Source organism: Streptomyces sp. NPDC046870, from assembly GCF_040704595.1.
In the GTDB taxonomy this organism is placed as follows: domain Bacteria; phylum Actinomycetota; class Actinomycetes; order Streptomycetales; family Streptomycetaceae; genus Streptomyces; species Streptomyces argyrophylli.
This window is the reverse complement of sequence record NZ_JBEYXM010000002.1, coordinates 238,127-263,167: the sequence shown is the minus strand read 5'-3', so window position 1 is coordinate 263,167 and position 25,041 is coordinate 238,127. Positions and strand designations below refer to the sequence as shown.

Here is a 25,041-nt window from a genome sequence, read left to right as displayed (position 1 = left end):
CGTAAGAGGTACCCGCCGGCGGGGCCGGGACCGCACCGGGCAAGCCCCCTTACAGGGCTCCCTTGCGGGTGAGGTGGCTGAAGGCCAGCCAGCCCGGCAGCACCGGCAGCCACAGGGTCAGCAACCGGAAGAGCAGGACGGCCGGGGCCGCGACCTCCTTGGGCAGGCCCACGGCGATCAGGCCGACGGTGAGGGTCGCCTCGACCGCGCCCACGCCGCCGGGGGTGGGCGCCGCGGAGCCGAGCGCGTTGCCGGCGAGGAAGACGACGGCGACGCTGGCGATGCTCAGCGACGCCGATCCGTCGCCGAAGGCCCGGATGGAGGCGTCCAGGCACATCACGAAGCAGGCGGTCAGCAGCAGCATGCCGCCGATGCCGGTGACGAGCTTCTGGGGCCGCTGGAGCACGTCGAGCATCCGCGGCACGACACCGGCGAACAGCGACCTCACGCGCGTGACGACGAATTTCCGCAGGAACGGCACCGATGTGACCACGAGGACCAGTACGGCCACGGTCAGCAGACCCGCGATGACCGTGCGGGACGGCGACAGCGACGGCGTCTTCTCGGTGCCGGTCAGATAGCCGAAGGACAGCAGCATCAGGATGTGGCAGCCGAGCCCGAACAGCTGCGAGGCGCCGACGCTCGCCACCGCGAGTCCCGGGCGTACGCCGGCGCGCTGCAGGAAGCGCGTGTTGAGGGCCACACCGCCGACCGCGGCCGGCGCCACGATCTTCACGAACGACCCGGCGACCTGCGCGGCCACGGTCCGCGGGAACGGCACCCGTTCCGGTACGAAGCCCAGCAGGGCCATCGCGGCGGCGACGTAGCTGAGCGCGGAGAACAGCACCGCGGCGGCCACCCAGCCCCACTGGGCCTGCGCGAACAGCGTGGCGAACTCGATGTGGGTGAGCTGCGTCAGCAGGTAGTAGGCGCCGATCGCCCCCGCGATGAAGCTGATGAGGGTGCGCGGCCGGACCCGTTCCAGGCGGGCCGGTTCCACGGGCGCCTGGGGCCTGATCCGCAGGACCTGGTGCCGGATCTGGGTGAGGAGATCCTCCTCGCGCGCCTCTTCGAGGGCTTCGTCGATGGCCCGCTTCTCGGCGCGCTGCTCGGCGCGGACCGCCTTCTTGTCGGGCTTCTCGGGCCCGGGCGGGGCCGTCTCCGACGCCTCCTCCGCACGGGCCAGCTTGGCCTGCCGGGAGGCTTCGAGCACGGCTTCCCGTTCGCGCTGGGCCCGCTCCCGGGCCAGTCGGCGCAGCGTCGCGCGCGTGGAGCGCGTCAGCGCGATCGGCTGGAGCATCGGCAGACAGTCGGCCACCGCGTCCGGGCCGAGCACCTTCACCGCCGAGGCCACCGCCCGCTCCGCACCCACCCGCAGGCCGAGCGTGGTGACCAGCTGGGCGACGTCCATGCGCAGCAGCAGATCGCCGGCCGCGATCTCGCCGCCGCGCAGTTCGGTGAGGATGACCCTGCCGGAACGATCCACCAGGATCGCGTCCCCGGCCAGCCTGCGGTGCGCGATGCGCCGGGACTGCAGCGCCCGCACCTGGTGCCAGGTGTTCCGCAACAGCTCGTCGGTGATCTCCTCGTCGGCCAGCGAGTCCAGGGTGCGCCCACCGGTGTGCTCGTAGACGAGCATGACCGCGTCCGGGCCCAGTTCGGAGGTGGCGATCAGCTTGGGCGCGTTGGCGCCCGCGGCGATCGCCGCGTACGCCAGCAGCGCCTCCTGCTCCAGCGCCTGGCGCAGTGACTGGAGGCTGGAGCGGGTGGCGAAGCCGCGCAGGGTGAGGTTGCGCCACGCGCGGTAGAAGAAGCCCTGGGCCTGCTGCTCCCGGTCGACGACCGTGACGTCCAGCGGCGGGCCGTCCTCCAGGGAGACGAAGTAGCGCCGGCCCCGGTCGCCGTTCTCCGTCTCCACCACTTCCTCGCGGGCCGCGCCGACGGGGTGGAAGCCGACGTGCCGCAGGCCCGCCATCAGGGTCTGGCCGGTCGGGCGGACGTTGGGGGAGCCGACCGCGTACAGGGTGCCGTAGGCGATGGTCCAGCCGATCAGCACGGTCAGGATGATCGAGAAGGGGGTCGTGTAGCCGGTGACCAGCATCGAGAACGCGTCGAGCAGCAGCACGATCCACAGCACCGCGCGCCATCTGGGTCTGCGGGACATGCCGACGGCCGTCATATAGGCGATCACGGGCGCCAGATAGCCGTGCACCGGGTCGGTCAGGGCGTGGATGTCACCCGGCGAGGGCTGGGTGAGCGCCTCCTGGATCGAGTCCGGGGCGGCCCGGGCGACCCACAGGTCGGTGGCGAGCGTCACCCCGTGCGCCAGGACGGCCGCGAGGACGCCGTCGGCGATGCGCAGCCCGTCGCGTTTGATCAGCCGTTCGATCGCGAACGCGACCGGCACCAGAAGGATCGCGATGCTGGAGGCCAGCCCCGCGATCTTGATCAGCAGGTCCGGGGCCTGTCCGGTGCCCTTGTTGATGTCCTGTTCGAGGCCCGAGGTGGTGCCGTGCGCGAAGGCGGCGATCGCGAGCAGCACCACGATGCCGAGCAGGCCGACCAGGAGCCGCATCAGGTCGGAGGGGCGGTGCACGCGCGCGGGGAGCAGCGGTTCGTCGCGCTCGACCTGCTCGGCGTGGGGGTCGTCGTCGGCGCACGGGGAGTGGTCCGGGGGCGTGCTCCCGGGCATCCGCGCCGTCCCGGCGAGGGGCGGCCTCTCGGCGGCATCCGCTTCGCCGTCGCCCTCCGCGCGGGCGGCGTCGTCCTCGCGCCGACCTGCGTCCTCCTGGCTGAGCCGGCCGCTGTCTTCCTGCTGCGCGCCGGTGCCGCCGCCGTCCGCGCGGGCGGGACCGGGGCGCGCGGAGGCGTCAGGGGTGCCCGCCGCTCCTTCGGGGTGCACGCCCTGCTCCTTCGTGGTCTCTTCGTGGTCTCGTATCACCAGTCACCGCCCGCACGATGGTGGCATGCCCCACCGACACTCGCGGGCATCAGGGTGCGGATGCGCGGGCGGACAGTCTGCCCCAAGGACCGGGCGGGGGCGAGCGGACCGTTGCGCACGGCCCCCTCCGGAACGTCGGTGGGGTGCGGCAGGATGGGTCGGATGAGCGAGCAGAGCCCTCCCGAGGACGCCCGCGCGGAGTGCGCGGACGCGCTGCCGGGGCACGCGGACGCACTCCCGGAGTACGCCGAGCGGGTCCTGGACGTCGCCGAGCGGATTCCGCCGGGCCGGGTCATGACCTACGGCGACGTCGCGGAGTGGCTGGAAGACGGCGGGCCGCGCCAGGTCGGCCGGGTGATGGCCCTCTACGGCGGCGCGGTCCCGTGGTGGCGGGTCGTCCGCGCCGACGGCGTGCTGCTGCCCGGACACGAGCTGCGCGCGCTCGCCCACTACCGCGCGGAGGGCACCCCGCTGAAGCAGGCGGCCAGCAGCGCCGAGGGCCATCTGCCGCGGCTCGACATGCGCCGTGCCCGATGGGACGGCGGCGCGGGTGCGGAGGATCACATCTGACAGCTTCCGCCATCGGATGCCGCCGCGGAGGGGCCGTGGCCCGTTCGGGGGACATGGGGGACGTCCGTGGCATGCCGTACGTTCGTGAGATGTGGGATGCGCGTGACCGGAGTGCCGCGAGGGAAGAAGCGGAAGCCCTGCTTCCGTCCGGAGCGGCGGCGTAGCGTCGGCAGCACGTGTCCCCCTCATCCCGCGGCCACCGCCTCGCGCGCGTGACCGCCTGCCCGCCAGCACGACCACCAGGACCGGCACATCACGTGAGCTCCTCTTCCTCCACCCGGCGCCCGCCGCACCCACCGGTGCGGCAGGGGAACCGTGGCGCTTACCGACTGGTCCGTACCCCTCCGGCCGTCGTGGACCCCCCTCGTCTGGACGCGGCACAGCGTGCCGTGGTTGACCACCGCAGCGGACCACTCCTCGTCCTCGCCGGTCCCGGCACCGGCAAGACCACCACGCTGGTCGAGTCCGTGGCCGCCCGGATCGCCCGGGGCGGCGACCCCGAGCGCATCCTGGTGCTCACGTTCAGCCGCAAGGCCGCCGTCGACCTGCGCGACCGCATGGCCCTGCGCATGGGCGCCGCCCGCGCCCCCAGGGCGACCACATTCCATTCGTACTGCTACGCGCTGGTCCGTGCCCACCAGGACAGCGGCCGGTTCACCGAACCCCTGCGCCTGCTCTCCGGTCCCGAGCAGGACGTCACCGTCCGCGAGCTGCTCGCCGGCCAGCCCGAGCTGGAGCGGCTCGGCCTGACCCATGTGCGCTGGCCGGACGAACTGCGCGCCTGCCTGACCACGCGGGGCTTCGCCGACGAGGTCCGTGCCGTCCTCGCCCGCAGCCGGGAGCTCGGCCTCGGCCCGGACGCCCTGGACGCCTTCGCCCGCCGCATCGGCCGCCCCGACTGGCGCGCGGCCGCCGCGTTCCTCGCCGAGTACCTCGACACCCTCGACCTCCAGGGCGTCCTGGACTACGCGGAACTGGTCCACCGCGCGGTCCTGCTCGCCCGCCGCCCGGAGACCGCGGCACGGCTGGCGGCCCAGTACGACGCCGTGTACGTCGACGAGTACCAGGACACCGACCCCGCCCAGGTCCGGCTGCTGCGCGCCCTGGCGGGCGGCGGGCGCACCCTCGTCGCCTTCGGTGACCCCGACCAGTCGATCTACGCCTTCCGGGGAGCCGACGTGAACGGCATCCTCGACTTCCCGGCCGCCTTCCCGCGCGCGGACGGCCGTCCCGCCCCCGTGGCGGTGCTGCGCACCTCGCGCCGCTCCGGTGCCGCGCTGCTCGCCGCGACCCGCCTGATCACCCAGCGGATGCCGCTGACCCGGCTGCCCGCCGAGAAGGTCCGCGCCCACCGGGAGCCGGCCCCCGTACGGGACGGCGGCCGGGTCGAGGTCCACACGTACCCGACGCCCGGCGCGGAAGTGGACAACATCGCGGACATCCTGCGCCGGGCGCACCTGGAGGACGGCGTCCCCTGGAGCGACATGGCCGTCCTGGTACGCGCGGGCTCCCGCCTCCCGACCCTCCGCCGGGCCCTCACCGCCGCCGGCGTCCCCCTGGACGTCGACGGCGACGAGCTGCCCCTGCGGCACGAGCCCGCGGTCGCACCGCTGCTCACCGCCCTCCGCGCGGTGGCCACGGCGGAGGCACGCCACCGGGGCGAGGAGTCGGCGGCGGGTGCGGAGGACGGCGAACCGGCTGGCGGAGAGGCCGCCGGTGAACAAGCGGACGCCGCCGAGGAACGCGCCGGAGCCGCCGCGGAACCGGCCCCGGACTCCTCCTGGCTGGACACCGAGACCGCTCTCACCCTGCTCACCTCCCCGCTCGCCGGCATGGACGCCGCCGACCTGCGCCGCCTCGGGCGTGCCCTGCGCGAGGAGGAGCGGGCCGCCGGGAACCCGCTGCCGCCCCCCTCCGACGAGCTGCTCGCGCGGGCCCTCGCCGAACCCGAGCGTCTGGCCGTGCACGACCCGGCGTACGCGCGCGGGGCGCAGCGCCTCGGCACGCTGCTGCGCAAGGCCCGTGAGCGTCTCGCCGGCGGCGGCACGGCCGAGGAGGCGCTGTGGGACCTGTGGCAGGGCACACCGTGGCCCGGACGCCTGGAGCGGGCCGCACGGCGCGGCGGCGCCGCCGGCCGCAACGCCGACCGGGACCTGGACGCCGTGTGCGCGCTGTTCGCCACCGCCGCGCGCGCCGAGGAGCGGTTCGGCGGCCGCGGCGCCCTGAACTTCCTGGAGCAGATCGAGGCCGAGGACATAGCCGCCGACACGCTCGCCCGCTGCGCGGTACGCCCGGACGCCGTCCGCGTGATGACCGCGCACCGCGCCAAGGGCCTGGAGTGGCGGCTGGTCGTCGTCGCCGGCGTCCAGGAGGGGCTCTGGCCCGACCTGCGGCGCCGCGGCTCGCTGCTGGAGGCCGACCGCATCGGCCGCGACGGACTCGCCGAACCGCTCACCCCGGGCGCGCTGCTCGCCGAAGAGCGCCGTCTGTTCTACGTCGCCGCCACGCGCGCGCGTGACCGCCTCGTCGTCACCGCGGTGAAGGCACCGGCCGACGACGGCGACCAGCCGTCCCGGTTCCTCACCGAGCTGGGCGTCGAGCCGAGGGACGTCACCGGGCGCCCCCGCCGGCCGCTGTCCGTCGCCGCACTCGTCGCCGAGCTGCGCGCGACCACGGTCGACCCGCGCGCGTCGGCCCCGCTGCGGGAGGCGGCGGCCCGCCGGCTCGCCCGGCTCGCCGCGCTCGCCGACGAGGACGGCCGCCCGCTGGTTCCGTCCGCACACCCCTACCGCTGGTGGGGCATGTTCGACCCGACCGAGAGCAAGGTGCCGCTGCGCCACCGGGACCAGCCCGTGGTGCTCTCCGGCAGCGCCCTCGACCAGCTCGCCAACACATGCGCGCTGCAGTGGTTCCTGGGCCGTGAGGTGAAGGCGGACGCACCCGCCACCACCGCGCAGGGTTTCGGCAACGTCGTCCACGTCCTCGCCGACGAGGTCGCCTCCGGCCGCACGCCCGCCGACCTCGACGTCCTCATGGAACGCCTGGACTCCGTGTGGAACGCGCTGGCCTTCGACGCGCCGTGGAAGTCGCGGCAGGAGAAGGACAACGCGCGCGTGGCGCTCGAACGCTTCCTCAACTGGCACGTACTGGACCGGGCCGGCCGGACCCCGGTGGTGAGCGAGCACGACTTCGACGTCACCCTCGAAGCGGGCGACTACCAGGTCCGCATCCGCGGCCAGATGGACCGCGTGGAGACGGACGCCGAGGGCCGCGCCTACGTGGTCGACTTCAAGACCGGCAAGCAGGCACCCACCGCGGGCGAGGTGGAGCGGCACCCCCAGCTCGCCGTCTACCAGCTCGCCGTCCGCGAAGGCGCCGTCGACACGGCCTTCGACGGCGCACGCCCCGAACCGGGCGGCGCGGAGCTGGTCCACCTCAGACAGGGTGCCGCCAAGCGCGACGGGGGCGACGGCCTGCCCAAGGTGCAGACCCAGGAGCCGCCGACGGGGGAGTGGGTCGGCGAGCTGCTGGCCACCGCCGCCGGAAAGGTCCTCGACGAGCGGTTCACACCGAGCGCCGGCCAGCACTGCGCGCACTGCGCGTTCCGGGCGTCGTGCAGCGCCCGCCCGGAGGGACAGCACGTGGTCGAGTGATCCGAGCGATCCGCGTGACGTACGGCACCACAGGCGCTGACCTGCGCTTCTCACGCCCCGGCCGACCGATCCGGTCTCGACTGTCAGTCCCCGCCGCTAGCCTCTTTCGACATGCCCCCCCGTATCACCGACCCCGAGCAGCTCAAAGAGCTCCTCGGCATCCCGTTCACCCCGGAGCAGACGGCCTGCATCACGGCGCCGCCCGCCCCGCAGGTGATCGTGGCCGGCGCCGGGTCGGGCAAGACCACCGTGATGGCGGCCCGCGTGGTCTGGCTCGTCGGCACCGGACAGGTCGCCCCCGAACAGGTCCTCGGCCTGACCTTCACCAACAAGGCCGCCGGTGAGCTGGCCGAACGCGTCCGCAAGGCCCTGATCAAGGCCGGCGTCACCGACCCCGACGTCATCGACCCCGACAACCCTCCGGGCGAGCCGGTCATCTCGACGTACCACTCCTTCGCCGGCCGTCTGCTCACCGACCACGGCCTGCGGCTCGGCCTGGAGCCCAGCTCGCGCCTCCTGGCCGACGCCACCCGCTTCCAGCTCGCCGCGCGTGTGCTGCGCGAGGCCCCGGGCCCGTACCCGGCGCTGACCCGCTCCTTCGCCGACCTCGTCAGCGACCTGCTCGCGCTCGACTCCGAACTCGCCGAACACCTCGTCGGCCCGGAGGAACTGCGCGCCTGGGACACCCACCTGCTGCGCACCCTGGAAGGGACCAGACTCGGCAACGCCGACCTGCGCAAGGTCCCGGAGACCGCCGCGGCCCGCCGGGAACTCGCCGAACTCGTCCAGCGCTACCGGGCCGCCAAGCGCGCGCGGGACCTGCTCGACTTCGGCGACCAGATCGCCCTGTCCGCCCGCCTCGCCGGCATCCCCGAGGTGGGCCGCCTGCTGCGCGAGGAGTTCCGCGTGGTGCTCCTCGACGAGTACCAGGACACCTCCGTGGCCCAGCGCGTCCTGCTCGCCGGCCTGTTCGGCGGCGGCACCGGCCACCCCGTGACCGCCGTCGGCGACCCCTGCCAGGCCATCTACGGCTGGCGCGGTGCCTCCGTCGCCAACCTGGACGACTTCCCCGACCACTTCGCGCACGCCGACGGCAGCCCCGCCACACGGCAGGCGCTCAGCGAGAACCGCCGCAGCGGCGGGCGCCTGCTCGACCTCGCCAACGGCCTCGCCACACCCCTGCGCGCGATGCACGCGGGCGTGGAGGCCCTCCGCCCGGCCCCCGGCGCCGAGTACGACGGCATGGTCCGCTGCGCCCTGCTGCCCACCCACGCCGAGGAGATCGACTGGATCGCCGACTCCCTCGCCCACCTGGTGCGCACCGGCACGCCACCCGGTGAGATCGCCGTACTGTGCCGGACCGCGACCGACTTCGCCGAGATTCAGGGCGCCCTCGTCGCCCGCGACATCCCCGTCGAGGTCGTCGGCCTCTCCGGCCTGCTCCACCTGCCCGAGATCGCCGACCTCGTCGCCGTCTGCGAGGTCCTCCAGGACCCCGGCGCCAACGCCGCCCTGGTGCGCCTGCTGACCGGACCGCGCTGGCGCATCGGCCCCCGCGACCTCGCCCTGCTGGGCCGCCGCGCCCGGCTGCTGGTCGCCCACGCGCGCGTGGACGGCACCGACGACCCGGACCGCCGGCTCGCCGAGGCCGTGGAGGGCGTCGACCCGTCCGAAGTGATCTCGCTCGCCGACGCCCTGGACACCTTCCTGGAAGCACCCATGGAGGAGGGCGACGACGACGGGCTGCCGTTCTCCCCGGACGCGCGCGTGCGCTTCGCCCGGCTCGCCGCCGAACTGCGCGACCTGCGCCGCTCGCTGTCCGACCCGCTGATGGACGTCCTGCACCGCGTCCTCGCCGTCACCGGCCTGGAGGTGGAGCTGTCGGCGTCGCCGCACGCGCTCGCCGCCCGCCGCCGCGAGACCCTGTCCAACTTCCTGGACATCGCCGCCTCCTTCGCCGCCGGCGACAGCGAGGCCACCCTGCTGGCCTTCCTCGGCTTCCTGCGCACCGCCGCCCAGTACGAGAAGGGCCTCGACAACGCCCTGCCCGGCGGCGAGAACACCGTCAAGGTGCTCACCGCGCACAAGTCCAAGGGCCTGGAGTGGGACGTCGTGGCCGTCCCCGGACTCGTGACCGGCACCTTCCCCAGCGCCCAGGGCCGCGAGAAGTGGACCGCCCAGGCCAAGGTGCTGCCCCACGCCCTGCGCGGCGACACCGACACCCTGCCCGACGTGCAGTCCTGGGACTCGCGCGGCATGAAGGCCTTCCACGAGGCCATGAAGGAGCACCAGCGCACCGAGGAGCTCCGCCTCGGCTACGTCACCTTCACCCGTCCCCGTTCGCTCCTGCTCGGCTCCGGCCACTGGTGGGGGCCCAGCCAGAAGAAGCCGCGCGGCCCGTCGGACTTCCTCACGGCCCTGTACGACCACTGCGCCGCCGGGTACGGCGAGATCGAGGTCTGGGCGGACCCGCCGGCCGAGGACGAGGAGAACCCGGCCCTGCACGCCGCCACCGCCGACCAGGTGTGGCCGCTCCCGCTGGACGCCGCCGCCCTGGCCCGCCGCCGCGCCGCCGCCGACACCGTCCTCAGCCACCTGGACGCCCTCGCCGCCGCGCCCGCCGACGGGCGACGGCCGGCCGTCCTGCGCGACCCCGCCGGCGCCGAGGACCCGGACTGGCCCACCCCACCGGAGGACGAGCCGTACGGTGAGGACCCGTACGGTGACAACGCGTACGGTGACGACGCCTACGGTGACGACGCGTACGGCGATGATCCGTATGGCGAGGAGCCGTACGCGGACCTGCCTCAGCAAGGTCCGCCCGACGATCCCTTCGGCGACGACCCCTTCGCCGGTGAACCCTCCGCCGCCGACCTGCCCGCAGGCGCCCTCGACGGTGAGCCCTTCGGCCAGGACGCCCGGAACGCCGAACGGCCCACGGTCCCGCACCAGGCACCCGCCCCGAGGGACCGCCCCCGTGCCGCCGGACCACGGCCCGCCGCCGCCCTCACCCCGGAGGAGGCCCGCACCATCGCCTCCTGGGACCGCGACCTGGACGCGCTCACCGGAGAGCTGCTGCGCGCCCGGCAGACCGTCACCGAGGTCCCCCTGCCCACCACGCTCACCGCGACCCAGCTGCTGCGGCTCGCCGAGGACCCGGACGGGCTCGCACAGGAACTCGCGCGCCCCATGCCCCGCCCCCCGCAACCGGCCGCACGCCGGGGCACCCGGTTCCACGCCTGGGTGGAAACCCGCTTCGAGGAGCTGACCCTGCCCCTGCTGGAACCCGACGAGCTGCCCGGCGCCGACGCGGAGATCGCCGACGAACGCGACCTGGAAGCCCTCAAGGCCGCCTTCGAACGCACCGAGTACGCCCGGCGCACCCCGTACCGGGTCGAGGCCCCCTTCCAGCTCACCCTCGCCGGCCGCGTCGTCCGCGGCCGCATCGACGCCGTCTACCGGCACGGCGACGGCGACCGGACGACGTACGAGATCGTCGACTGGAAGACCGGCCGCAGCGGCACCGCCGACCCGCTCCAGCTCGCCGTGTACCGGCTGGCCTGGGCCGAGCAGCAGGGCATACCGCCCGAGTCGGTCACCGCCACGTTCCTGTACGTGCGCAGCGGCGAGGCCGTACGCCCCGAGGGCCTGCCGGACCGGGCCGCCCTGGAGCGGCTGCTCACAGGTGAGACGGAGCGCACACCGGAGCCAAGCTGAGTGTGACGAACCGCCCGCCGAGGACGCCGCCGCGGGCGGATAGGCTCGGAAGCATGAGCCAGACCCCGGACAGCGCCGTCCGCACGTACATCGAGCAGCACCGCGCCGCCTTCCTCGACGACCTCGCCGCATGGCTGCGCATCCCCTCCGTGTCGGCCCAGCCCGAGCACGCCCCCGACGTACGGCACAGCGCGGACTGGCTCGCCGCCAAGCTGACGGACACCGGCTTCCCGACCGCCGAGGTCTGGCAGACCCCCGGGGCCCCCGCCGTCTTCGCCGAATGGCCCTCCGGCGACCCCGAGGCACCCACGGTCCTGGTCTACGGCCACCACGACGTGCAGCCCGCCGCCCGCGAGGACGGCTGGGACAGCGACCCCTTCGAACCGGTCGTCCGGGACAACCGCCTCTACGCGCGCGGGGCGGCCGACGACAAGGGCCAGGTGTTCTTCCACACCCTCGGCGTCCGCGCCCACCTCGCCGCGACCGGCCGCACCGCGCCGGCCGCCAACCTCAAACTGCTGATCGAGGGCGAGGAGGAATCCGGCTCCCCGCACTTCCGGACCCTGGTGGAACAGCGCGCGGGGCGCCTCGCCGCCGACGCCGTGATCGTCTCCGACACCGGCATGTGGTCCGAGGACACCCCGACCGTGTGCACCGGCATGCGCGGCCTCGCCGAGTGCGAGATCCGGCTGTACGGCCCCGGCCAGGACATCCACTCCGGCTCCTTCGGCGGCGCCGTGCCCAACCCGGCCACCGCCGCCGCCCGCCTGGTCGCCGCCCTCCACGACGAGCACGCGCGCGTGGCGATCCCCGGCTTCTACGACGGCATCGTCGAGCTGACCGACCGCGAGCGCGAACTCTTCGCCGAGCTGCCCTTCGACGAGGAGCGCTGGCTACGCACCGCCAAGTCCTCCGCCCTCCACGGCGAAGCCGGCTATTCGACCCTGGAACGCATCTGGGCCCGCCCCACCGTCGAGGTAAACGGCATGGGCAGCGGCTACCAGGGCCCCGGCAGCAAGACGATCATCCCCGCCACGGCCATGGTGAAGCTGTCCTTCCGGCTGGTCGCCGGCCAGGACCCCGACCACATCGAGAAGGCCGTCCGCGCCTGGGCCGCCGAACAGGTGCCCACCGGGATCCGGCACGAGATCGAGTTCGGCTCCGCCACACGCCCCTGCCTGACCCCGCTCGACCACCCCGCGCTGCGGTCCGTGGCCCGCGCCATGGGCCGCGCCTTCCAGGAGCCCGTCCGCTTCACCCGGGAGGGCGGCTCCGGACCCGCCGCCGACCTCCAGGAAGTCCTCGGCGCCCCCGTGCTCTTCCTGGGCATCTCCGTCCCCTCCGACGGCTGGCACGCACCCAACGAGAAGGTCGAGCTCGACCTCCTGCTCAAGGGCGTCGAGACCAGCGCCTACCTGTGGGGTGACCTGGCCCGGAACTGGCGCACCGCACCCTGACCGGCCGGCGCCGTACGGCGGGGCACCGCGCGGGGGGCACACTGGAAGGACCGCCCCGACCGACCCGCCGCCCCGGCCCCGCCCGGCCCGGTGCCCTCCCGCCCTACGTCCCGCCGAACCGCCCGCCGAAAGAACCGCCGCACTGGGGGAGTTGGAAGCACCCGTGACCACCTGGACCGACCACACAGCCGACCGACCCATCTCACTGACCGCCCCGAGCGGCATCGACCGCGCCGCCCACCACCGGCTGGACGAGGCCTGGCTCGCGGCGGCGTGGAGCCACCCCACGACCCGCTGTTTCGTGGTGTCCGGCGGCCAGGTGCTCATCGACGAGACCCCGGACGGCCGGACCGAACTCGTCATGACGCCGTCCTTCGAGGCCCCGCTCACCGAGGCGCACCGCTACTTCCTCGGCATCGACGACGACGGTGTCAGCTACTTCGCGCTCCAGAAGGACGCGCTGCCCGGCCGCATCGACCAGTCCGCGCGCCCGGCGGGGCTGCGCGAGGCCGGCCTGCTGCTGTCGCCGCGCGACGTCGGGCTCATGGTGCACGCGGTCGGGCTGGAGAACTGGCAGCGCACCCACCGCTTCTGCTCCCGCTGCGGCGAGCGCACGGTCATCGCCGCGGCCGGCCACATCCGCCGCTGCCCCGCCTGCGGCGCCGAGCACTACCCGCGCACCGACCCCGCCGTGATCATGGCCGTGACCGACGAGGACGACCGCATCCTGCTCGGCCGCCAGGTCCACTGGCCCGAAGGCCGCTTCTCGACGCTCGCCGGTTTCGTGGAGCCCGGCGAGTCCATCGAGCAGGCGGTGCGCCGCGAGGTGTCCGAGGAGGTCGGCGTCACCGTCGGCCCGGTCGAGTACGTCGCCAGCCAGCCCTGGCCCTTCCCGTCCAGCCTGATGCTCGGCTTCATGGCCCGCGCCACCTCCACCGAGATCGACGTCGACGGGGACGAGATCCACGAGGCCCGCTGGTTCTCCCGCGAGGAGCTGCACGCGGCCTTCGAGGCCGGCGAGGTGCTGCCGCCCTACGGCATCTCCATCGCGGCCCGCCTGATCGAGATGTGGTACGGCAAGCCCCTGCCGACCCGCAGCTTCGTCTGAGACGGCGAACGGCGGCCCCCGAGCCGGTTGTGGACTCGGGAGCCGCCGTTCGGCGCACTCGGACTCAGGCGGCGAGCTTCTGCTTGACCTGGGCCAGCGACGGGTTCGTCAGCGTGGAGCCGTCCGCGAAGAGCACGGTGGGGACGGTCTGGTTCCCGCCGTTCGCCTTCTCCACGAAGGCGGCGGACTCGGGGTCCTGCTCGATGTTGACCTCGGTGTAGGCGATGCCCTCCCGGTCCAGCTGGCTCTTCAGCCGCCGGCAGTAGCCGCACCAAGTCGTGCTGTACATCGTCACAGTGCCCTGCATGTCTCTCGCGCTCCTCAGGCAGCTCGGATAGATCGTGCGCTGAGGAGAACGTAAGCCACCGCCCCGCCATTCCCGAGCGACCGGCTCGCCAGTCCTGGGCCACGGGGCCGCCCGTCCCGGGTGACGGGGCCGCCGGTCCTGGGCGACAGGGCCGCCGGTCTCGTGCGATCGGCCCGCCGGTCACCCGTGAGGGGGCCGCCCGTCTCGTGCGGCGGTTCCGCCGTTCCGCGCGACCGGCTCGCCCGTCCCGGGTGACCGGGTGGCGGGTCTCACGCGCCGGAGCCTCCGGTCTGGTGCCTCCGCCCTGCCAGTCCCCTGCGACCGCCCTGTCAGTCACGCCCGTCCGCCCCGCCCCTTCCCCTGCGACCGCCCCGCCGGCCAGGCGCGGCCGGGCCCCGGTTCCCGGCCATCCTGCCCGCAGGGCCCGGCACCCGCTCCCGGCTGTGACGCCTGCCGCATTAGTACGACTACGAGCCCCAGCCTGTGGACAACCGGCACAGCCGTCCCGGGCGACCTGGCAGCATGGCGGTGTGACAGCAGCAGCGCATTCCACCCTTTTCCCGCAGGGCACCGGCGCCTCCGCCCACGCGGCTCCGCCGAGCGGGGCCGACGCGGTGCTCGAAGGGCTCGACCCCGAGCAGCGCGAGGTGGCCACCTCCCTGCACGGTCCGGTGTGCGTGCTGGCCGGAGCGGGCACCGGCAAGACCCGGGCGATCACCCACCGCATCGCCTACGGGGTACGCGCCGGCGTCCTCCAGCCGTCCAGCGTGCTCGCCGTCACCTTCACCAACCGCGCCGCCGGAGAGATGCGCGGCCGGCTGCGCCAGCTCGGCGCCCAGGGCGTCCAGGCCCGCACCTTCCACTCCGCCGCCCTGCGCCAGCTCCAGTACTTCTGGCCGAAAGCGATCGGCGGCTCCATGCCCCGGCTCGTCGACCGCAAGATCCAGCTCGTCGCCGACGCGGCCGCCGCCCTCGGCACCCGGCTCGACCGCAACGAGCTGCGGGACGTGACCGCCGAGATCGAATGGTCCAAGGTCACCCAGACCGTCCCCGCCGACTATCCGTACGCGGCTGCGAAGGCTGGCCGAGAGGCCCCCCGCGACCCGGCGGAGATCACCCATCTCTACGCCGCCTACGAGGACCTCAAGCGCGACCGCGCCGTCATCGACTTCGAGGACGTCCTGCTGCTCACCGTCGCCATCCTCCAGGACCGGCAGGACATCGCCGAACAGGTCCGCGCGCAGTACCAGCACTTCGTCGTGGACGAGTACCAGGACGTCAGCCCCCTGCAGCAGCGGCTGCTGGACCTGTGGCTCGGCGACCGCGACAACCTGTGCGTCGTCGGTGACGCCAGCCAGACCATCTACTCGTTCACGGGAGCAACACCCGACCACCTCCTCGACTTCCGCGCCCGCCACCCCGGCGCGACCGTCGTCAAACTGGTCCGCGACTACCGCTCCAGCCCCCAGGTCGTCCACCTCGCCAACGGCCTGCTCGCCCACGCCCGGGGCCGCGCCGCCGGCCACCGGCTGGAACTCGTCTCCCAGCGCCCCCCGGGGCCCGAACCCGTCTACACCGAGTACACCGACGAACCGGCCGAGGCCGAAGGCGCAGCCCGCCGCATCCGCGAGCTGATCAACGCGGGCGTCCCGGCCGCCGAGATCGCCGTCCTGTTCCGCACCAACTCCCAGTCCGAGACCTACGAGCAGGCGCTCGCCGACGCCGGCGTGCCCTACCAGCTGCGCGGCGCCGAGCGCTTCTTCGACCGGCCGGAGGTCCGCAAGGCCAGCATCGCCCTGCGCGGCGCGGCCCGCTTCGGCGGCAACGACTCCCTCCTCGACGACGCCGTCGACCTGCCCTCCCAGGTGCGCGCCGTCCTGTCCGGCGAGGGCTGGACCAGCGAACCCCCGGCCGGCTCCGGCGCCGTCAGGGAGCGCTGGGAATCCCTGGCCGCCCTGGTCAACCTCGCCCACGACCTCGCCGCTGCCAGACCCGGAGTCACCCTCGCCGACTTCGTGGCGGAACTGGACGAACGGACCAACGCCCAGCACGCCCCCACCGTCCAGGGCGTCACCCTGGCCTCCCTGCACGCCGCCAAGGGCCTGGAGTGGGACGTCGTCTTCCTGGTCGGCATCGCCGAGGGCATGCTGCCCATCACCTACGCCCGCACCGACGAGCAGATCGAGGAGGAACGCCGCCTGCTGTACGTCGGCGTGACCCGCGCCCGGGAACGACTCCATCTGTCCTGGGCCCTGTCCCGCTCACCCGGCGGACGCCCCAACCGGCGGCCGAGCCGCTTCCTCGACGGCCTGCGCCCCGGCACCACCCCCACCGTCGGCCACACCGGCGCCGGCACGGGCGCGGGCGTCGAACGCGGCACCCCGGCGAGCGCCACCGTCACCCCCCGGCGCACCCAGCGCACCCCCGCCCGCTGCCGGGTCTGCGGCCGCACCCTCACCGACGCGGGCGAGATGAAACTGATGCGCTGCGAGGACTGCCCCTCGGACATGGACGAGGGTCTCTACGAGCGGCTCCGCGAATGGCGCGCGGTACAGGCCGGGCGCAGCGGCCAGCCGCACTTCTGCGTCTTCACCGACCGGACGCTGATGGCCATCGCGGAGGCGTGCCCGCAGAGCCCCGCCGAACTCGCCCGCATCCCCGGCGTCCTCAACCGCAAGCTGCGCAGCTACGGAGCCGACGTTCTGGCCATATGCGCAGGTCAAGAACCCGTTGGAGACGACGGCGGCAACTGATGCCAACTCGTCGAAAAAATAGTTTGCGCACGCCCCGCGAATCCCCATAGGTTCTACGCACGGAAGCAGCGGCCTTCTCCGAGGCCCGGGTTCCGTGATGTACTTGCATATCCGAACGGGACCGGTTCACCCCGGTCCCTCGAGACGCCGAGAGGAGGCGAGTCCAGTGATCAGCATCAACATCAGCACCACCGTCAGCACGGCCAAACTGACCGATCGCTCGGCCGTCTCCACGTGCATGCTCGGCGCCTCGAACCAGGGCACCGGTCTGTCCGGCATCCGTGCCGTGCGCCCGGCGTCCTCCCTTGCCCTCGCGGGTCTTCCCATCCGTGAGCGCAATGAGCGACCGACCAAGGCACTGGAAGCGGTAGCGGCACAGGCGCACGCCTATGCCTTTGCGGCGGCCGGTGCCGGATTCCGGAAGCAGACGACGCAGCACCACCTGATGTGGGCCTTCCGTGGGCCAGAACCCTGGAGTGATCCAGCCTGATCGCCGATCAGGCCGGCGCCTTCAGGGCCGCGGAACCCCATCCGGGATCCGCGGCCCTTCTGTTTTCCCCGAACGGGGACGACGGAGCGAAGGGGCCTCGGGACAGGAAGAGAACCCGGTACCCAGCCGACACCCGGTCAACCGGCCGGAACGACCAGACGAGGAAGACCACCCGTGCAACTCGAAGCGCACGCCCCGTCCGTACCGCCTTCGCAAACCATTCCCCCGCCCGGCCTCACGGAGGACTCCACCTTGACCCCCCTCACCGCGCTCACCGCGCTCGACGACGCCATCGAGAACCTCGGCGTACCCGTCCCCTGCCGCTCCTACGACCCGGAGGTCTTCTTCGCCGAGTCGCCGGCGGACGTGGAGTACGCCAAGTCCCTCTGCCGCACCTGTCCGCTGATGGACGCCTGCCTCGCCGGCGCCAAGGAGCGGCGCGAGCCCTGGGGCGTCTGGGGTGGCGAGCTGTTCGTCCAGGGCGTCGTCGTCGCCCGGAAGCGTCCCCGTGGCCGCCCGCGGAAGAACCCGGTCACGGCATGAACACCGCAGGAACGATCGACCGCCCCCTCACGCACGACCCCAAGAAGCAGGCCCCGATGAAGCCGTCCACCAGCGAGCCCGCCGGCTCCGCGACCTCAGACTTCACCACCACCGGCGCGACCGAAGCGCGCCAGAACAGGAACCGTGAGATGCAACTCATGCAAGAAGCCCTGGCTCGTGCCCATATGCACGAGCGACTCCATGACGCCGCGCAGGAACGCCGGGCCGTCCGCCTGGCGGTCGCGCAGCGGATGCAGCGGCGAGCCGAGCGCGCCTCGCTGCGCGCCCGCCGCGCGCTCGCCATGGCCGTCATGCAGTAACGAACACACCTGAGCAGCGGTGGCCTCCCGGAGCAGGGAGGCGAAGCCTCCCGCGGGGGCCGGTCCGGCCGAACGGACCGGCCCCCGCTGTGCGTTGCGCACGACGATCCACCGGTCACGGGGTTATCGTCACCGGGTGACGAGTCTTCCCGGCGGAAGTGATCAGGGCGGCTCCACCGCGGAACGCCACCGCCTGGTGTGCGCCCGCTGCGGCACCCCCGCCGACGGCCCCCAGCCGGTCACCTGGACCTGCTCGGTGGAGAACGGCGCCCGCCAGTACTTCTGCGACGCCTGCTCCCGGGAGAACCTCCGGGCGATCGAGGGGCGGCTGGACTCGGCCTGGTGGTGAGATTCCTTCTCCTGGGGGGCCTCCCCCCCCGCCCCCTCCCCCCACCCCCACCCCCCTCAGAACTCAGGGCACGCCGACTACGCCCCCTCCGCCGACTCCCCGTCCTCGGTGCCGGTGTCCTCGGGCGCGTCGGCGGCGAAGCCCGGGAGCCATTCCTCCAGTTCCTCGCGGAGGCGTACGCTGGCGCCGAGTTGGCACAGCACTCCGATCGTGCTGAGGGTCACCCGGTGTATCAGCAGATAGGCCGGCGGCAGGTTGAGCTGTTTGCCGAGCTGGTAGGCGGGGGAGCGGGGGTCGGCGATGCGGGCGGCCTGGCCGCGCATCCAGGAGCGGGTGAAGGTGAACGTCTCCACGCGGGCTGGCTCGATGATCGGCAGCAGGTAGTCGAGGACCGCGTCCGGGTCCAGCTCCACGGTCTCCTTCACGAAGCCCTCGGCGCACAGCAGCTCGTAGACCATCTCCGCCTCGCCGTCCAGCGTCATCCGCAGCGAGACGCCGATCGGGGTCGGCAGGCCGCCCGGGAGCCGGTCGACGGTACCGAAGTCCAGCACTCCCAGGCGCCAGTCGTCCGGACCGCCCGGGCCGCCGGGCAGCAGACGGAAGTTCCCCGGATGGGGGTCGGCGTGCAGCAGGCCGGTGCGGGCCGGACCGGAGAAGAGGAAGCGGGCCAGGAGCTGGCCGGCCCGGTCGCGCTGCTCCTGGGTGCCGTCCGCGATGACCTCGGACAGCGGGACGCCGTCGATCCACTCGGTCACCAGCACCTGCTCGCACTGGTGCACCACCGCCGGGACGACCACGTCCGGGTCGTCCGCGAACTCCTCCGCGTGGGCGCTCTGCGCCTGGGCCTCCAGCCCGTAGTCCAGCTCCTCCGATACGCGGTCCCTCAGCTCCGCGATCAGCGGTTTGATGTCCATGCCCGGGATGAGCGGACCCAGCAGCCGGGCGAACCGGCTCAGTTGACCGAGGTCGGAGAGGAGCGCCTCGCCCGCGCCCGGGTACTGCACCTTGACCGCCACCTCACGGCCGTCGTGCCACACCGCCCGGTGCACCTGGCCGATGGAGGCCGCGGCGGCCGGCTTGTCCTCGAACTCCTCGAAGAGGTCGCGCCAGTCCGGCCCGAGCCGTTCCTGGAGCACCGCGTGCACGGTGCGGGTCGGCATCGGCGGGGCGGCCTCCTGGAGCTTGGTCAGGGCCGCGCGGTAGGGACCGGCGATCTCCTCCGGCAGCGCCGACTCGAAGACGGACAGGGCCTGCCCGAACTTCATCGCGCCGCCCTTCAGCTCGCCGAGCACCTTGAACAGTTGCTCCGCCGTGCGCTGTTGCAGCTCACGGCCGACGATCTCCGCGGACTCGCCCACGATCCGCTTGCCCAGCCCCCAGGTGGCCCGGCCGGCGAAGCCGAGCGGGAGCGCGGCGAGCTTGGCGGTACGGGTGACCGCCTTCCGGGGAAGATCAGACATGGGCCCTCCAGGTGCCAGTCGGCCGTGCCGCGCCTGCTTCGCGTCGCCGCTTCGTCGACGGCCGTCGCACCGCCATTGTCGCGCGCGTCCCGCCATCGGTTGCGGAGTGCTGCCGTTTCTCTCTCCCGGCCGCCCCGCAGTCGCATTCCGGATGCGGCCGGACCGGCCGGGCGCGCCAGTCCAGACCGGGCAGGGACACCTCCCAGCGGGTACCCGCGGCGGACGGTGAGCACCCGTCGAGGAAGGCCAGGGCGTGCGCCGCGGCGAGACCGGCCACCGCCGTGGCCAGTGTCAGGTCGCAGGCCCCGGCCCGGCGGCCCCTTCCGGACCGCCACTGGGTGACCAGACGGGGCCAGGCCGGGTCGCGGTCCGTGCGGTCCCGGTCCAGGCAGCCGGCGCAGCCCGACTCGCCGGGCAGGACGAGCGGGCCGACGACACCCGTGCCCTCCACGACCCCGGCGTAGAGATGTGGGGTGCCGGTGGCCATGAGCGGTTCGGCGGTGAACGGGTCCGGGGCGTGCACGGCGACCTCGTCGCGGGGCGCGAAGATCACCAGGGAGAGGCCGGGCTCCTCGGCGCCCGAGCCCGGGGAGTGGGCGTGGCGTGGTGGACGGTCCGGTGCGGCGCGGCGGACGGCGGCCCGGGCAGCGGTGTCCCTGCGGTCGCCCAGCGACTCGTCGGTCAGTCCGCCCGGTGCCAGGTCCCACGGCTCCACCCGGCCCACGTCGCACACGTCGACCTCGCCGACGCCGGCGCCCGAGAGCACCGATGCGAGCAGGGCGCCGACCCGGCCCGCGCCGCGCACGCGGACGTGCAGGGCGCGCCGGGCCGCGAGCCGGGCGAGCGCGCCGCCCGGCTCGGGTGTGAGGAGGGACAGCGAGGCGAGGTCGGGGCGCAGCCGTTCGAGGACGCTCGTCTTCTCCCGCAGCGCGTCGGCGGCCGGTCCGCCGCCGCGCGTGTCGTCGAGGAGGCCCGCGCGGGCCAGCCGCTCCACCAGCGCGTCGACGTGGTGGGCCGGGACGCCCGCCCGGCGGCCCTCCTCGCGCAGCAGCGGCAGTCCGCGGGTGCCGTCGAGCAGGTCCAGGAAGCTGCCGGTCGCCGTGGCGACCGGGCCCAGGGTCAGGGCGTGCGCCGGGGTCATCCCGAACTGCACGGTGTTGCGGTCGCGCCAGCCGCGCCGCAGCGCGGGCTTCACCACCGGATGCATGAGTGGTCCCCCGTGTCCGTGAGTGCGTGTCTGCGCCAGCATGCCCGGGTCGTGGCCGGTATGCCGTGAGTTATCCACAGGCTGGGGGTGTTCTTCCTATCAATGGGGCGGGGGAAGTGGTGCAAAAAGGATGGGTGGATCGGTCGTACGAATCAAACGCACGGTGGGGGATCCGGAGTGACCCGTCCCCGGGCCGGGACTTCGCCCCGGTCCAGCGGGTAACGTCGGGGCGTGCCCGCCGACCCACTGCACCGCGCAGGTGAACCACAGCGCAGCACGACGAGCCAGCCGCCCCGAGGCTCGGGGACGAGCGCGATCGAGGTCCGCAGGAGCGCCCGGCGCCGCCGGACCGTCTCCGCGTACCGCGAGGGCGACCGCACCGTCGTGCTGATCCCCGCCCGGATGTCGAAGGCGGAGGAGCAGCGCTGGGTCACCCTCATGCTCGACAAGCTCGCCGCCCAGGAGAGCAAGCGGGTGCTGGGCGACGCCGCGCTGGCCGAGCGTGCCGAGCGGCTGTCCGCCCAGTACTTCGACGGCCGGGCCCGGCCCGCCTCCGTGCGCTGGGTCACCAACCAGAACACCCGCTGGGGTTCGTGCACCCCGGCCGAGGGCAGCATCAGGCTGTCGCACCGGTTGCAGGGGATGCCGGAGTACGTCGTCGACTACGTGCTCTGCCACGAGCTGGCGCATCTGCTGGTCCCCGGTCACGGTGCCGACTTCTGGCGGCTGCTGGAGGCCTACCCGCGCACGGAGCGGGCCCGCGGCTACCTCGAAGGGGTGGCCGCCGCCGCCCGGCTGCCGCACGTGCCGGGTGCGCATGACGAGGAGGAGACCTGAGCGGACTCCGGGCGTCCGGCGTCCTGCCGGGGTGAGCGGGAGCCGTCCCGCGCGCCGGGTGCCGTCCGTGTGGGCGGCCGGGTGCGGTTGTGTACCGGGTCTGTACCGACCAGCACCCTCGGGGGTCGCCGCCGGTCTTTGCCGTTAGCCTGGCGCGACGCACTCACATTCGGGATGGGGGACGGTCGTAACGCATGGCCAGGGAATTCCAACGCGGCCACAAGGCCAGGATCAGTGACCTCACCGCGGGCACGGATCTGTACGTAGGCGTGCAGATCTCCGGCCCAGGACTGACCTTCGACATCAGCTGCTTCGGTCTGGACGCCGACGAGCGTCTCTCGGACGACCGGTACTTCGTCTTCTTCAACCAGCCGAAGTCCCCGGAGGAGTCCCTCCAGCTGCTGGGCGCCCAGGCGGGTGACACGGAGTCGTTCCGGGTCACGCTCGACCGGATCCCCTCGCACATCCGCAAGCTGTCCTTCACGGCGACCGTCGACGGCGCCGGACAGATGTCCCAGATCGCTCCCGGATACCTGCGCATCGTGGCGGGCGGCGAGGAGGTCGCGCGGTACTCCTTCAGCGGCGCGGAGTTCTCCACCGAGCGGGCCGTGATGCTCGGTGACCTCTACTTCAAGGACGGGTGGCGGTTCGCCGCCGTCGGACAGGGGTTCGACGGCGGTCTGGAGGCGCTGCTGAAGAACTTCGGCGGCGAGGTGCTGGAGGAGGAGCCCGCCGCCCCGCAGCAGCCGCAGCCGCAGGCCGGCGCGGCACCCGGCTTCGCCCCGCCCGCCCAGAGCACGCCCCCACCCGCGTTCGGCGCCCCGGCCCCCGCGCCCGCGCCGGCCCCGCAGGGGTTCGCCCCGCCGCCCGGCCACACCCCGCCCCCGGTCCCGGCGCCCGGCCCGAACGTGCACGCCGCGCCGACGGTCGTCGCGCCCCTGACCCCGCCCGGAGCCGGCACCGTCCCGCCGCCGGCCCCCGCACCCGCGCCCTACGGCCAGCCGCCGCAGCAGCCGTCGTACGGTGGCCGGCCCGACGCGCCGCTGCCCCCCGGCTACGGCCAGCAGCCCGCACCCTACGGCGGTCAGCCCACCCCGCCCATGCCACCGGGCTACGGACAGGTCCCCGGCCGGCAGCCCGCGGCGTACCAAGTGCCGCAGAACGCGCCCCAGGGCGGTGCCGGGGTGACGGCCGCGCTCCAGGCGTTCAAGGAGACTCCGACCGGGCAGCGCTGGACCCAGCAGAACAAGAAGCTGATCCGCGTCGACCTCGGCATCGGCGGCCAGCCCGTGCTGGCCAAGCAGGGCAGCATGGTGCTCTACCAGGGCAAGGTCGACTTCAGCTACAAGGGCGCCGGGTTCGCCGGACGGATCGTCGGCAACGCCACCGGCCAGGAGATGCAGCTGATGCGCTGCACCGGCCAGGGCCAGGTGTTCCTCGCCGAGAACTCCACCCACCTGCACCCCGTGGAGCTCCAGGGCGACGCGATCTGCGTGTCCGCCGAGAACGTCCTCGCCTTCGACGAGAGCCTCCAGTACGAGGTCCGTCGCATCGAGGGCCACGGCATCCCCGGCGGCGCGCTGTTCACCATGCAGTTCCAGGGCACCGGCACGATCGTCGTCAAGACGCACGGCACACCCGTGGTGCTGCCGGTCACGCCGACCACCTTCGCCGACTGCAACGCCGTCGTCGCCTGGTCGGCCGCCTCCCAGGTGATCGTCTCCAGCCAGGTCCGCATGCGCCGCAACGCCTACCCGGGCGACACCGGCGAGAGCGTCAACCTCCAGTTCCGGGGCGCGCCCGGCAACTTCATCGTCGTCCAGCCCTACGAGGTCTGAAGGAGCCCGTCATGAACCAGCCGCTCGCGGGCTTCGCCCCCGCACCCGTCACCGCCCGCATGGAGAACCACGGCAACCACATGCTGAAGGTCGCCCTCCAGACCGGGAACGACCTTCTCGCGCGCGTGGGGTCGATGGTCGCCTACGAAGGCTTCATCCAGTACGAGCCGAACCCGCCCGCCGTCCGCCAGATCGCCCGCGACTGGGTCACCGGCGAGGGCGCCCCGCTGATGAAGTGCTCCGGCGACGGCCTGCTCTACCTCGCCGACTACGGCGCCGACGTCGTCGTGATCAACCTCGACGGCGACGGCATCTCCGTCAACGCCAGCAATCTCCTCGCCTTCGACGCGCACCTGACCTGGGGCGTGGAGCGTGTGAAGGGACTCGCGAAGTTCGCCGGCCAGGGCCTGTGGAACACGAGGATCTCCGGGCAGGGCTGGGTCGCGCTGACCTCCCGGGGCAAGCCGATCGTCGTGGACTGCGGCGGCGGCGAGGACGAGACGTACGTCGACCCGGACGCGCTCGTCGCCTGGTCGCCGAACCTGAAGGTGAAGGGCAAGCGCAGCTTCAAGGCCCAGTCGCTGATCGGCCGGGGCAGCGGCGAGGCCTACCAGATGGCCTTCTCCGGCCAGGGCATCGTCGTCGTCCAGCCCAGCGAGGACAGCACCGACCGCCTCCGGTTCCGGGGCTGAGGGGGAGCCAGAACACCATGCAGAGCCCGCTTTTCGCACACAACGACGTCCAGACGCAGGAGCGCTGGAGCCTGCAGAACCCGCAGATGCTCCGGGTCACCCTGGAGGGCCACGACGACCTGCTCGCCCGCAAGGGCACCATGGTCGCCTACCAGGGCCTGGTCGAGTTCGACGCCGAGTACCGCAGCAACGGCCAGGCACGCGCGCGTGCGTACACCGGCGAGGGCCTGGACCTGATGCGCTGTCACGGGCAGGGCACCGTCTACCTCGCCAACCTCGCCCAGCACGTGCACATCATGGACGTCGAGCAGGACGGGCTGACCGTCGACAGTTCCTACGTCCTCGCCATGGACTCCTCGCTGCACCACGAGGTCGTCGCCGTCGACAGCCTCTACGGGATCTCCGGCTCCGGGAAGTACCAGCTCAACATCACCGGCCGCGGCCGGGTCGCCCTCATGACCTCCGGGGCGCCGCTGCTGATGCAGGTCACCCCCGACCGGTACGTCAACTGCGACGCCGACGCGATCGTGGCCTGGTCCACCGGGCTGCGCGTGCAGATGCAGGCCCAGACGCACTCCTCCGGCGTCTGGCGACGGCGCGGCAACACCGGTGAGGGCTGGGAGCTGAGCTTCATGGGCACCGGCTTCGCGCTGGTCCAGCCCAGCGAACTGCTGCCGCCGCAGAACGCGGTGATCGGGCAGGGCCTCGCCGCCCAGTTCGGCATGGGGCAGCAGGGCGCGCGCGGGCAGAACCAGGGCAACGTCTGGAGCTGAGCCGCGCGAGGCGAGGGGGTGACCGC

Annotated in this window: 18 protein-coding genes; 14 read left to right on the top strand and 4 right to left on the bottom strand. The window is 73.5% G+C overall.

Annotation, left to right across the window (positions count from 1 at the left end; all coding sequences use genetic code 11):
- Window positions 1-49: 49 nt before the first annotated feature.
- A complete protein-coding gene (locus AB0946_RS05645; RefSeq protein WP_366759808.1) occupies window positions 50-2,692 on the bottom strand; it encodes a lysylphosphatidylglycerol synthase domain-containing protein in 2,643 nt (880 codons plus the stop codon).
- Between the two features lie 411 nt (window positions 2,693-3,103).
- On the opposite strand from AB0946_RS05645, the gene AB0946_RS05640 reads away from it, so the two are divergent.
- The 5 genes from AB0946_RS05640 (at window position 3,104) to nudC (ending at window position 13,446) form a co-directional block, all read left to right on the top strand.
- Entirely contained in the window at window positions 3,104-3,511 is a 408-nt protein-coding gene (locus AB0946_RS05640; RefSeq protein ID WP_366759324.1) for an MGMT family protein, read from the top strand.
- 257 nt (window positions 3,512-3,768) lie between these two features.
- Complete coding sequence (locus AB0946_RS05635) at window positions 3,769-7,164, top strand: ATP-dependent DNA helicase (RefSeq protein WP_366759323.1); 3,396 nt, start codon at window positions 3,769-3,771, stop codon at window positions 7,162-7,164.
- Window positions 7,165-7,275: 111 nt separating this feature from the next.
- Entirely contained in the window at window positions 7,276-10,881 is a 3,606-nt protein-coding gene (locus tag AB0946_RS05630) for an ATP-dependent DNA helicase (protein WP_366759322.1), read from the top strand.
- Window positions 10,882-10,934: 53 nt separating this feature from the next.
- Window positions 10,935-12,338 (top strand): dipeptidase, encoded by a 1,404-nt coding sequence (locus AB0946_RS05625; RefSeq protein ID WP_366759321.1) that lies wholly within the window; start codon window positions 10,935-10,937, stop codon window positions 12,336-12,338.
- A 163-nt stretch (window positions 12,339-12,501) separates the two neighbouring features.
- The gene (gene nudC / locus AB0946_RS05620; RefSeq protein WP_366759320.1) at window positions 12,502-13,446 is read left to right on the top strand and encodes an NAD(+) diphosphatase; all 945 of its coding nucleotides are present in this window, start codon (window positions 12,502-12,504) and stop codon (window positions 13,444-13,446) included.
- Window positions 13,447-13,510: 64 nt separating this feature from the next.
- Here the strand turns inward: nudC and AB0946_RS05615 are convergent, their stop codons facing one another.
- Window positions 13,511-13,753 carry a mycoredoxin gene (locus tag AB0946_RS05615; RefSeq protein WP_103817699.1) on the bottom strand — a complete coding sequence of 81 codons (243 nt, stop codon included), beginning with the start codon at window positions 13,751-13,753 and terminating at the stop codon, window positions 13,511-13,513.
- Between the two features lie 443 nt (window positions 13,754-14,196).
- Here AB0946_RS05615 and AB0946_RS05610 point away from each other — a divergent pair, with 443 nt between their 5' ends.
- From AB0946_RS05610 to AB0946_RS05590, 5 genes are all read left to right on the top strand, one after another.
- Window positions 14,197-16,506 carry an ATP-dependent DNA helicase UvrD2 gene (locus tag AB0946_RS05610; RefSeq protein ID WP_366759319.1) on the top strand — a complete coding sequence of 770 codons (2,310 nt, stop codon included), beginning with the start codon at window positions 14,197-14,199 and terminating at the stop codon, window positions 16,504-16,506.
- A 166-nt stretch (window positions 16,507-16,672) separates the two neighbouring features.
- Window positions 16,673-16,996 (top strand): hypothetical protein, encoded by a 324-nt coding sequence (locus tag AB0946_RS05605; RefSeq protein ID WP_366759318.1) that lies wholly within the window; start codon window positions 16,673-16,675, stop codon window positions 16,994-16,996.
- A gap of 174 nt (window positions 16,997-17,170) precedes the next feature.
- The gene (locus tag AB0946_RS05600; RefSeq protein WP_366759317.1) at window positions 17,171-17,539 is read left to right on the top strand and encodes a WhiB family transcriptional regulator; all 369 of its coding nucleotides are present in this window, start codon (window positions 17,171-17,173) and stop codon (window positions 17,537-17,539) included.
- A complete protein-coding gene (locus AB0946_RS05595; protein WP_366759316.1) occupies window positions 17,536-17,859 on the top strand; it encodes a hypothetical protein in 324 nt (107 codons plus the stop codon). The genes AB0946_RS05600 and AB0946_RS05595 overlap by 4 nt, the downstream gene beginning before the upstream one ends.
- Window positions 17,860-17,995: 136 nt before the next feature.
- Window positions 17,996-18,208 carry a hypothetical protein gene (locus tag AB0946_RS05590; protein WP_366752022.1) on the top strand — a complete coding sequence of 71 codons (213 nt, stop codon included), beginning with the start codon at window positions 17,996-17,998 and terminating at the stop codon, window positions 18,206-18,208.
- A gap of 77 nt (window positions 18,209-18,285) precedes the next feature.
- Here the strand turns inward: AB0946_RS05590 and AB0946_RS05585 are convergent, their stop codons facing one another.
- Both AB0946_RS05585 and AB0946_RS05580 read right to left on the bottom strand, forming a co-directional pair.
- Entirely contained in the window at window positions 18,286-19,668 is a 1,383-nt protein-coding gene (locus tag AB0946_RS05585) for an AarF/ABC1/UbiB kinase family protein (RefSeq protein ID WP_366759315.1), read from the bottom strand.
- A complete protein-coding gene (locus AB0946_RS05580; RefSeq protein ID WP_366759314.1) occupies window positions 19,661-20,875 on the bottom strand; it encodes a TOMM precursor leader peptide-binding protein in 1,215 nt (404 codons plus the stop codon). Before AB0946_RS05580 ends, AB0946_RS05585 begins: the two co-directional genes overlap by 8 nt.
- 231 nt (window positions 20,876-21,106) lie before the next feature.
- On the opposite strand from AB0946_RS05580, the gene AB0946_RS05575 reads away from it, so the two are divergent.
- From AB0946_RS05575 to AB0946_RS05560, 4 genes are all read left to right on the top strand, one after another.
- Window positions 21,107-21,712: a M48 family metallopeptidase gene (locus tag AB0946_RS05575; protein ID WP_366759313.1), complete on the top strand. Its 606-nt coding sequence runs from the start codon at window positions 21,107-21,109 to the stop codon at window positions 21,710-21,712.
- 194 nt (window positions 21,713-21,906) lie between these two features.
- Window positions 21,907-23,550 carry a TerD family protein gene (locus AB0946_RS05570; protein WP_366759312.1) on the top strand — a complete coding sequence of 548 codons (1,644 nt, stop codon included), beginning with the start codon at window positions 21,907-21,909 and terminating at the stop codon, window positions 23,548-23,550.
- A gap of 11 nt (window positions 23,551-23,561) precedes the next feature.
- Entirely contained in the window at window positions 23,562-24,242 is a 681-nt protein-coding gene (locus AB0946_RS05565; RefSeq protein WP_366759311.1) for an AIM24 family protein, read from the top strand.
- Window positions 24,243-24,259: 17 nt separating this feature from the next.
- Window positions 24,260-25,015, top strand: a complete 756-nt coding sequence (locus AB0946_RS05560) for an AIM24 family protein (RefSeq protein WP_171153004.1) — start codon at window positions 24,260-24,262, stop codon at window positions 25,013-25,015.
- Window positions 25,016-25,041: the final 26 nt, after the last annotated feature.

What these genes read in the sequence shown, in the direction of transcription:
- AB0946_RS05585 (WP_366759315.1), bottom strand. Translation starts at nt 19,668, where the DNA reads ATGTCTGATCTTCCCCGGAAGGCGGTCACCCGTACCGCCAAGCTCGCC.
- AB0946_RS05580 (WP_366759314.1), bottom strand. Translation starts at nt 20,875, where the DNA reads ATGCATCCGGTGGTGAAGCCCGCGCTGCGGCGCGGCTGGCGCGACCGC.
- AB0946_RS05595 (WP_366759316.1), top strand. Translation starts at nt 17,536, where the DNA reads ATGAACACCGCAGGAACGATCGACCGCCCCCTCACGCACGACCCCAAG.
- AB0946_RS05640 (WP_366759324.1), top strand. Translation starts at nt 3,104, where the DNA reads ATGAGCGAGCAGAGCCCTCCCGAGGACGCCCGCGCGGAGTGCGCGGAC.
- AB0946_RS05645 (WP_366759808.1), bottom strand. Translation starts at nt 2,692, where the DNA reads ATGCCCGGGAGCACGCCCCCGGACCACTCCCCGTGCGCCGACGACGAC.
- AB0946_RS05565 (WP_366759311.1), top strand. Translation starts at nt 23,562, where the DNA reads ATGAACCAGCCGCTCGCGGGCTTCGCCCCCGCACCCGTCACCGCCCGC.
- AB0946_RS05615 (WP_103817699.1), bottom strand. Translation starts at nt 13,753, where the DNA reads ATGCAGGGCACTGTGACGATGTACAGCACGACTTGGTGCGGCTACTGC.
- AB0946_RS05630 (WP_366759322.1), top strand. Translation starts at nt 7,276, where the DNA reads ATGCCCCCCCGTATCACCGACCCCGAGCAGCTCAAAGAGCTCCTCGGC.
- AB0946_RS05625 (WP_366759321.1), top strand. Translation starts at nt 10,935, where the DNA reads ATGAGCCAGACCCCGGACAGCGCCGTCCGCACGTACATCGAGCAGCAC.
- AB0946_RS05570 (WP_366759312.1), top strand. Translation starts at nt 21,907, where the DNA reads ATGGCCAGGGAATTCCAACGCGGCCACAAGGCCAGGATCAGTGACCTC.
- AB0946_RS05560 (WP_171153004.1), top strand. Translation starts at nt 24,260, where the DNA reads ATGCAGAGCCCGCTTTTCGCACACAACGACGTCCAGACGCAGGAGCGC.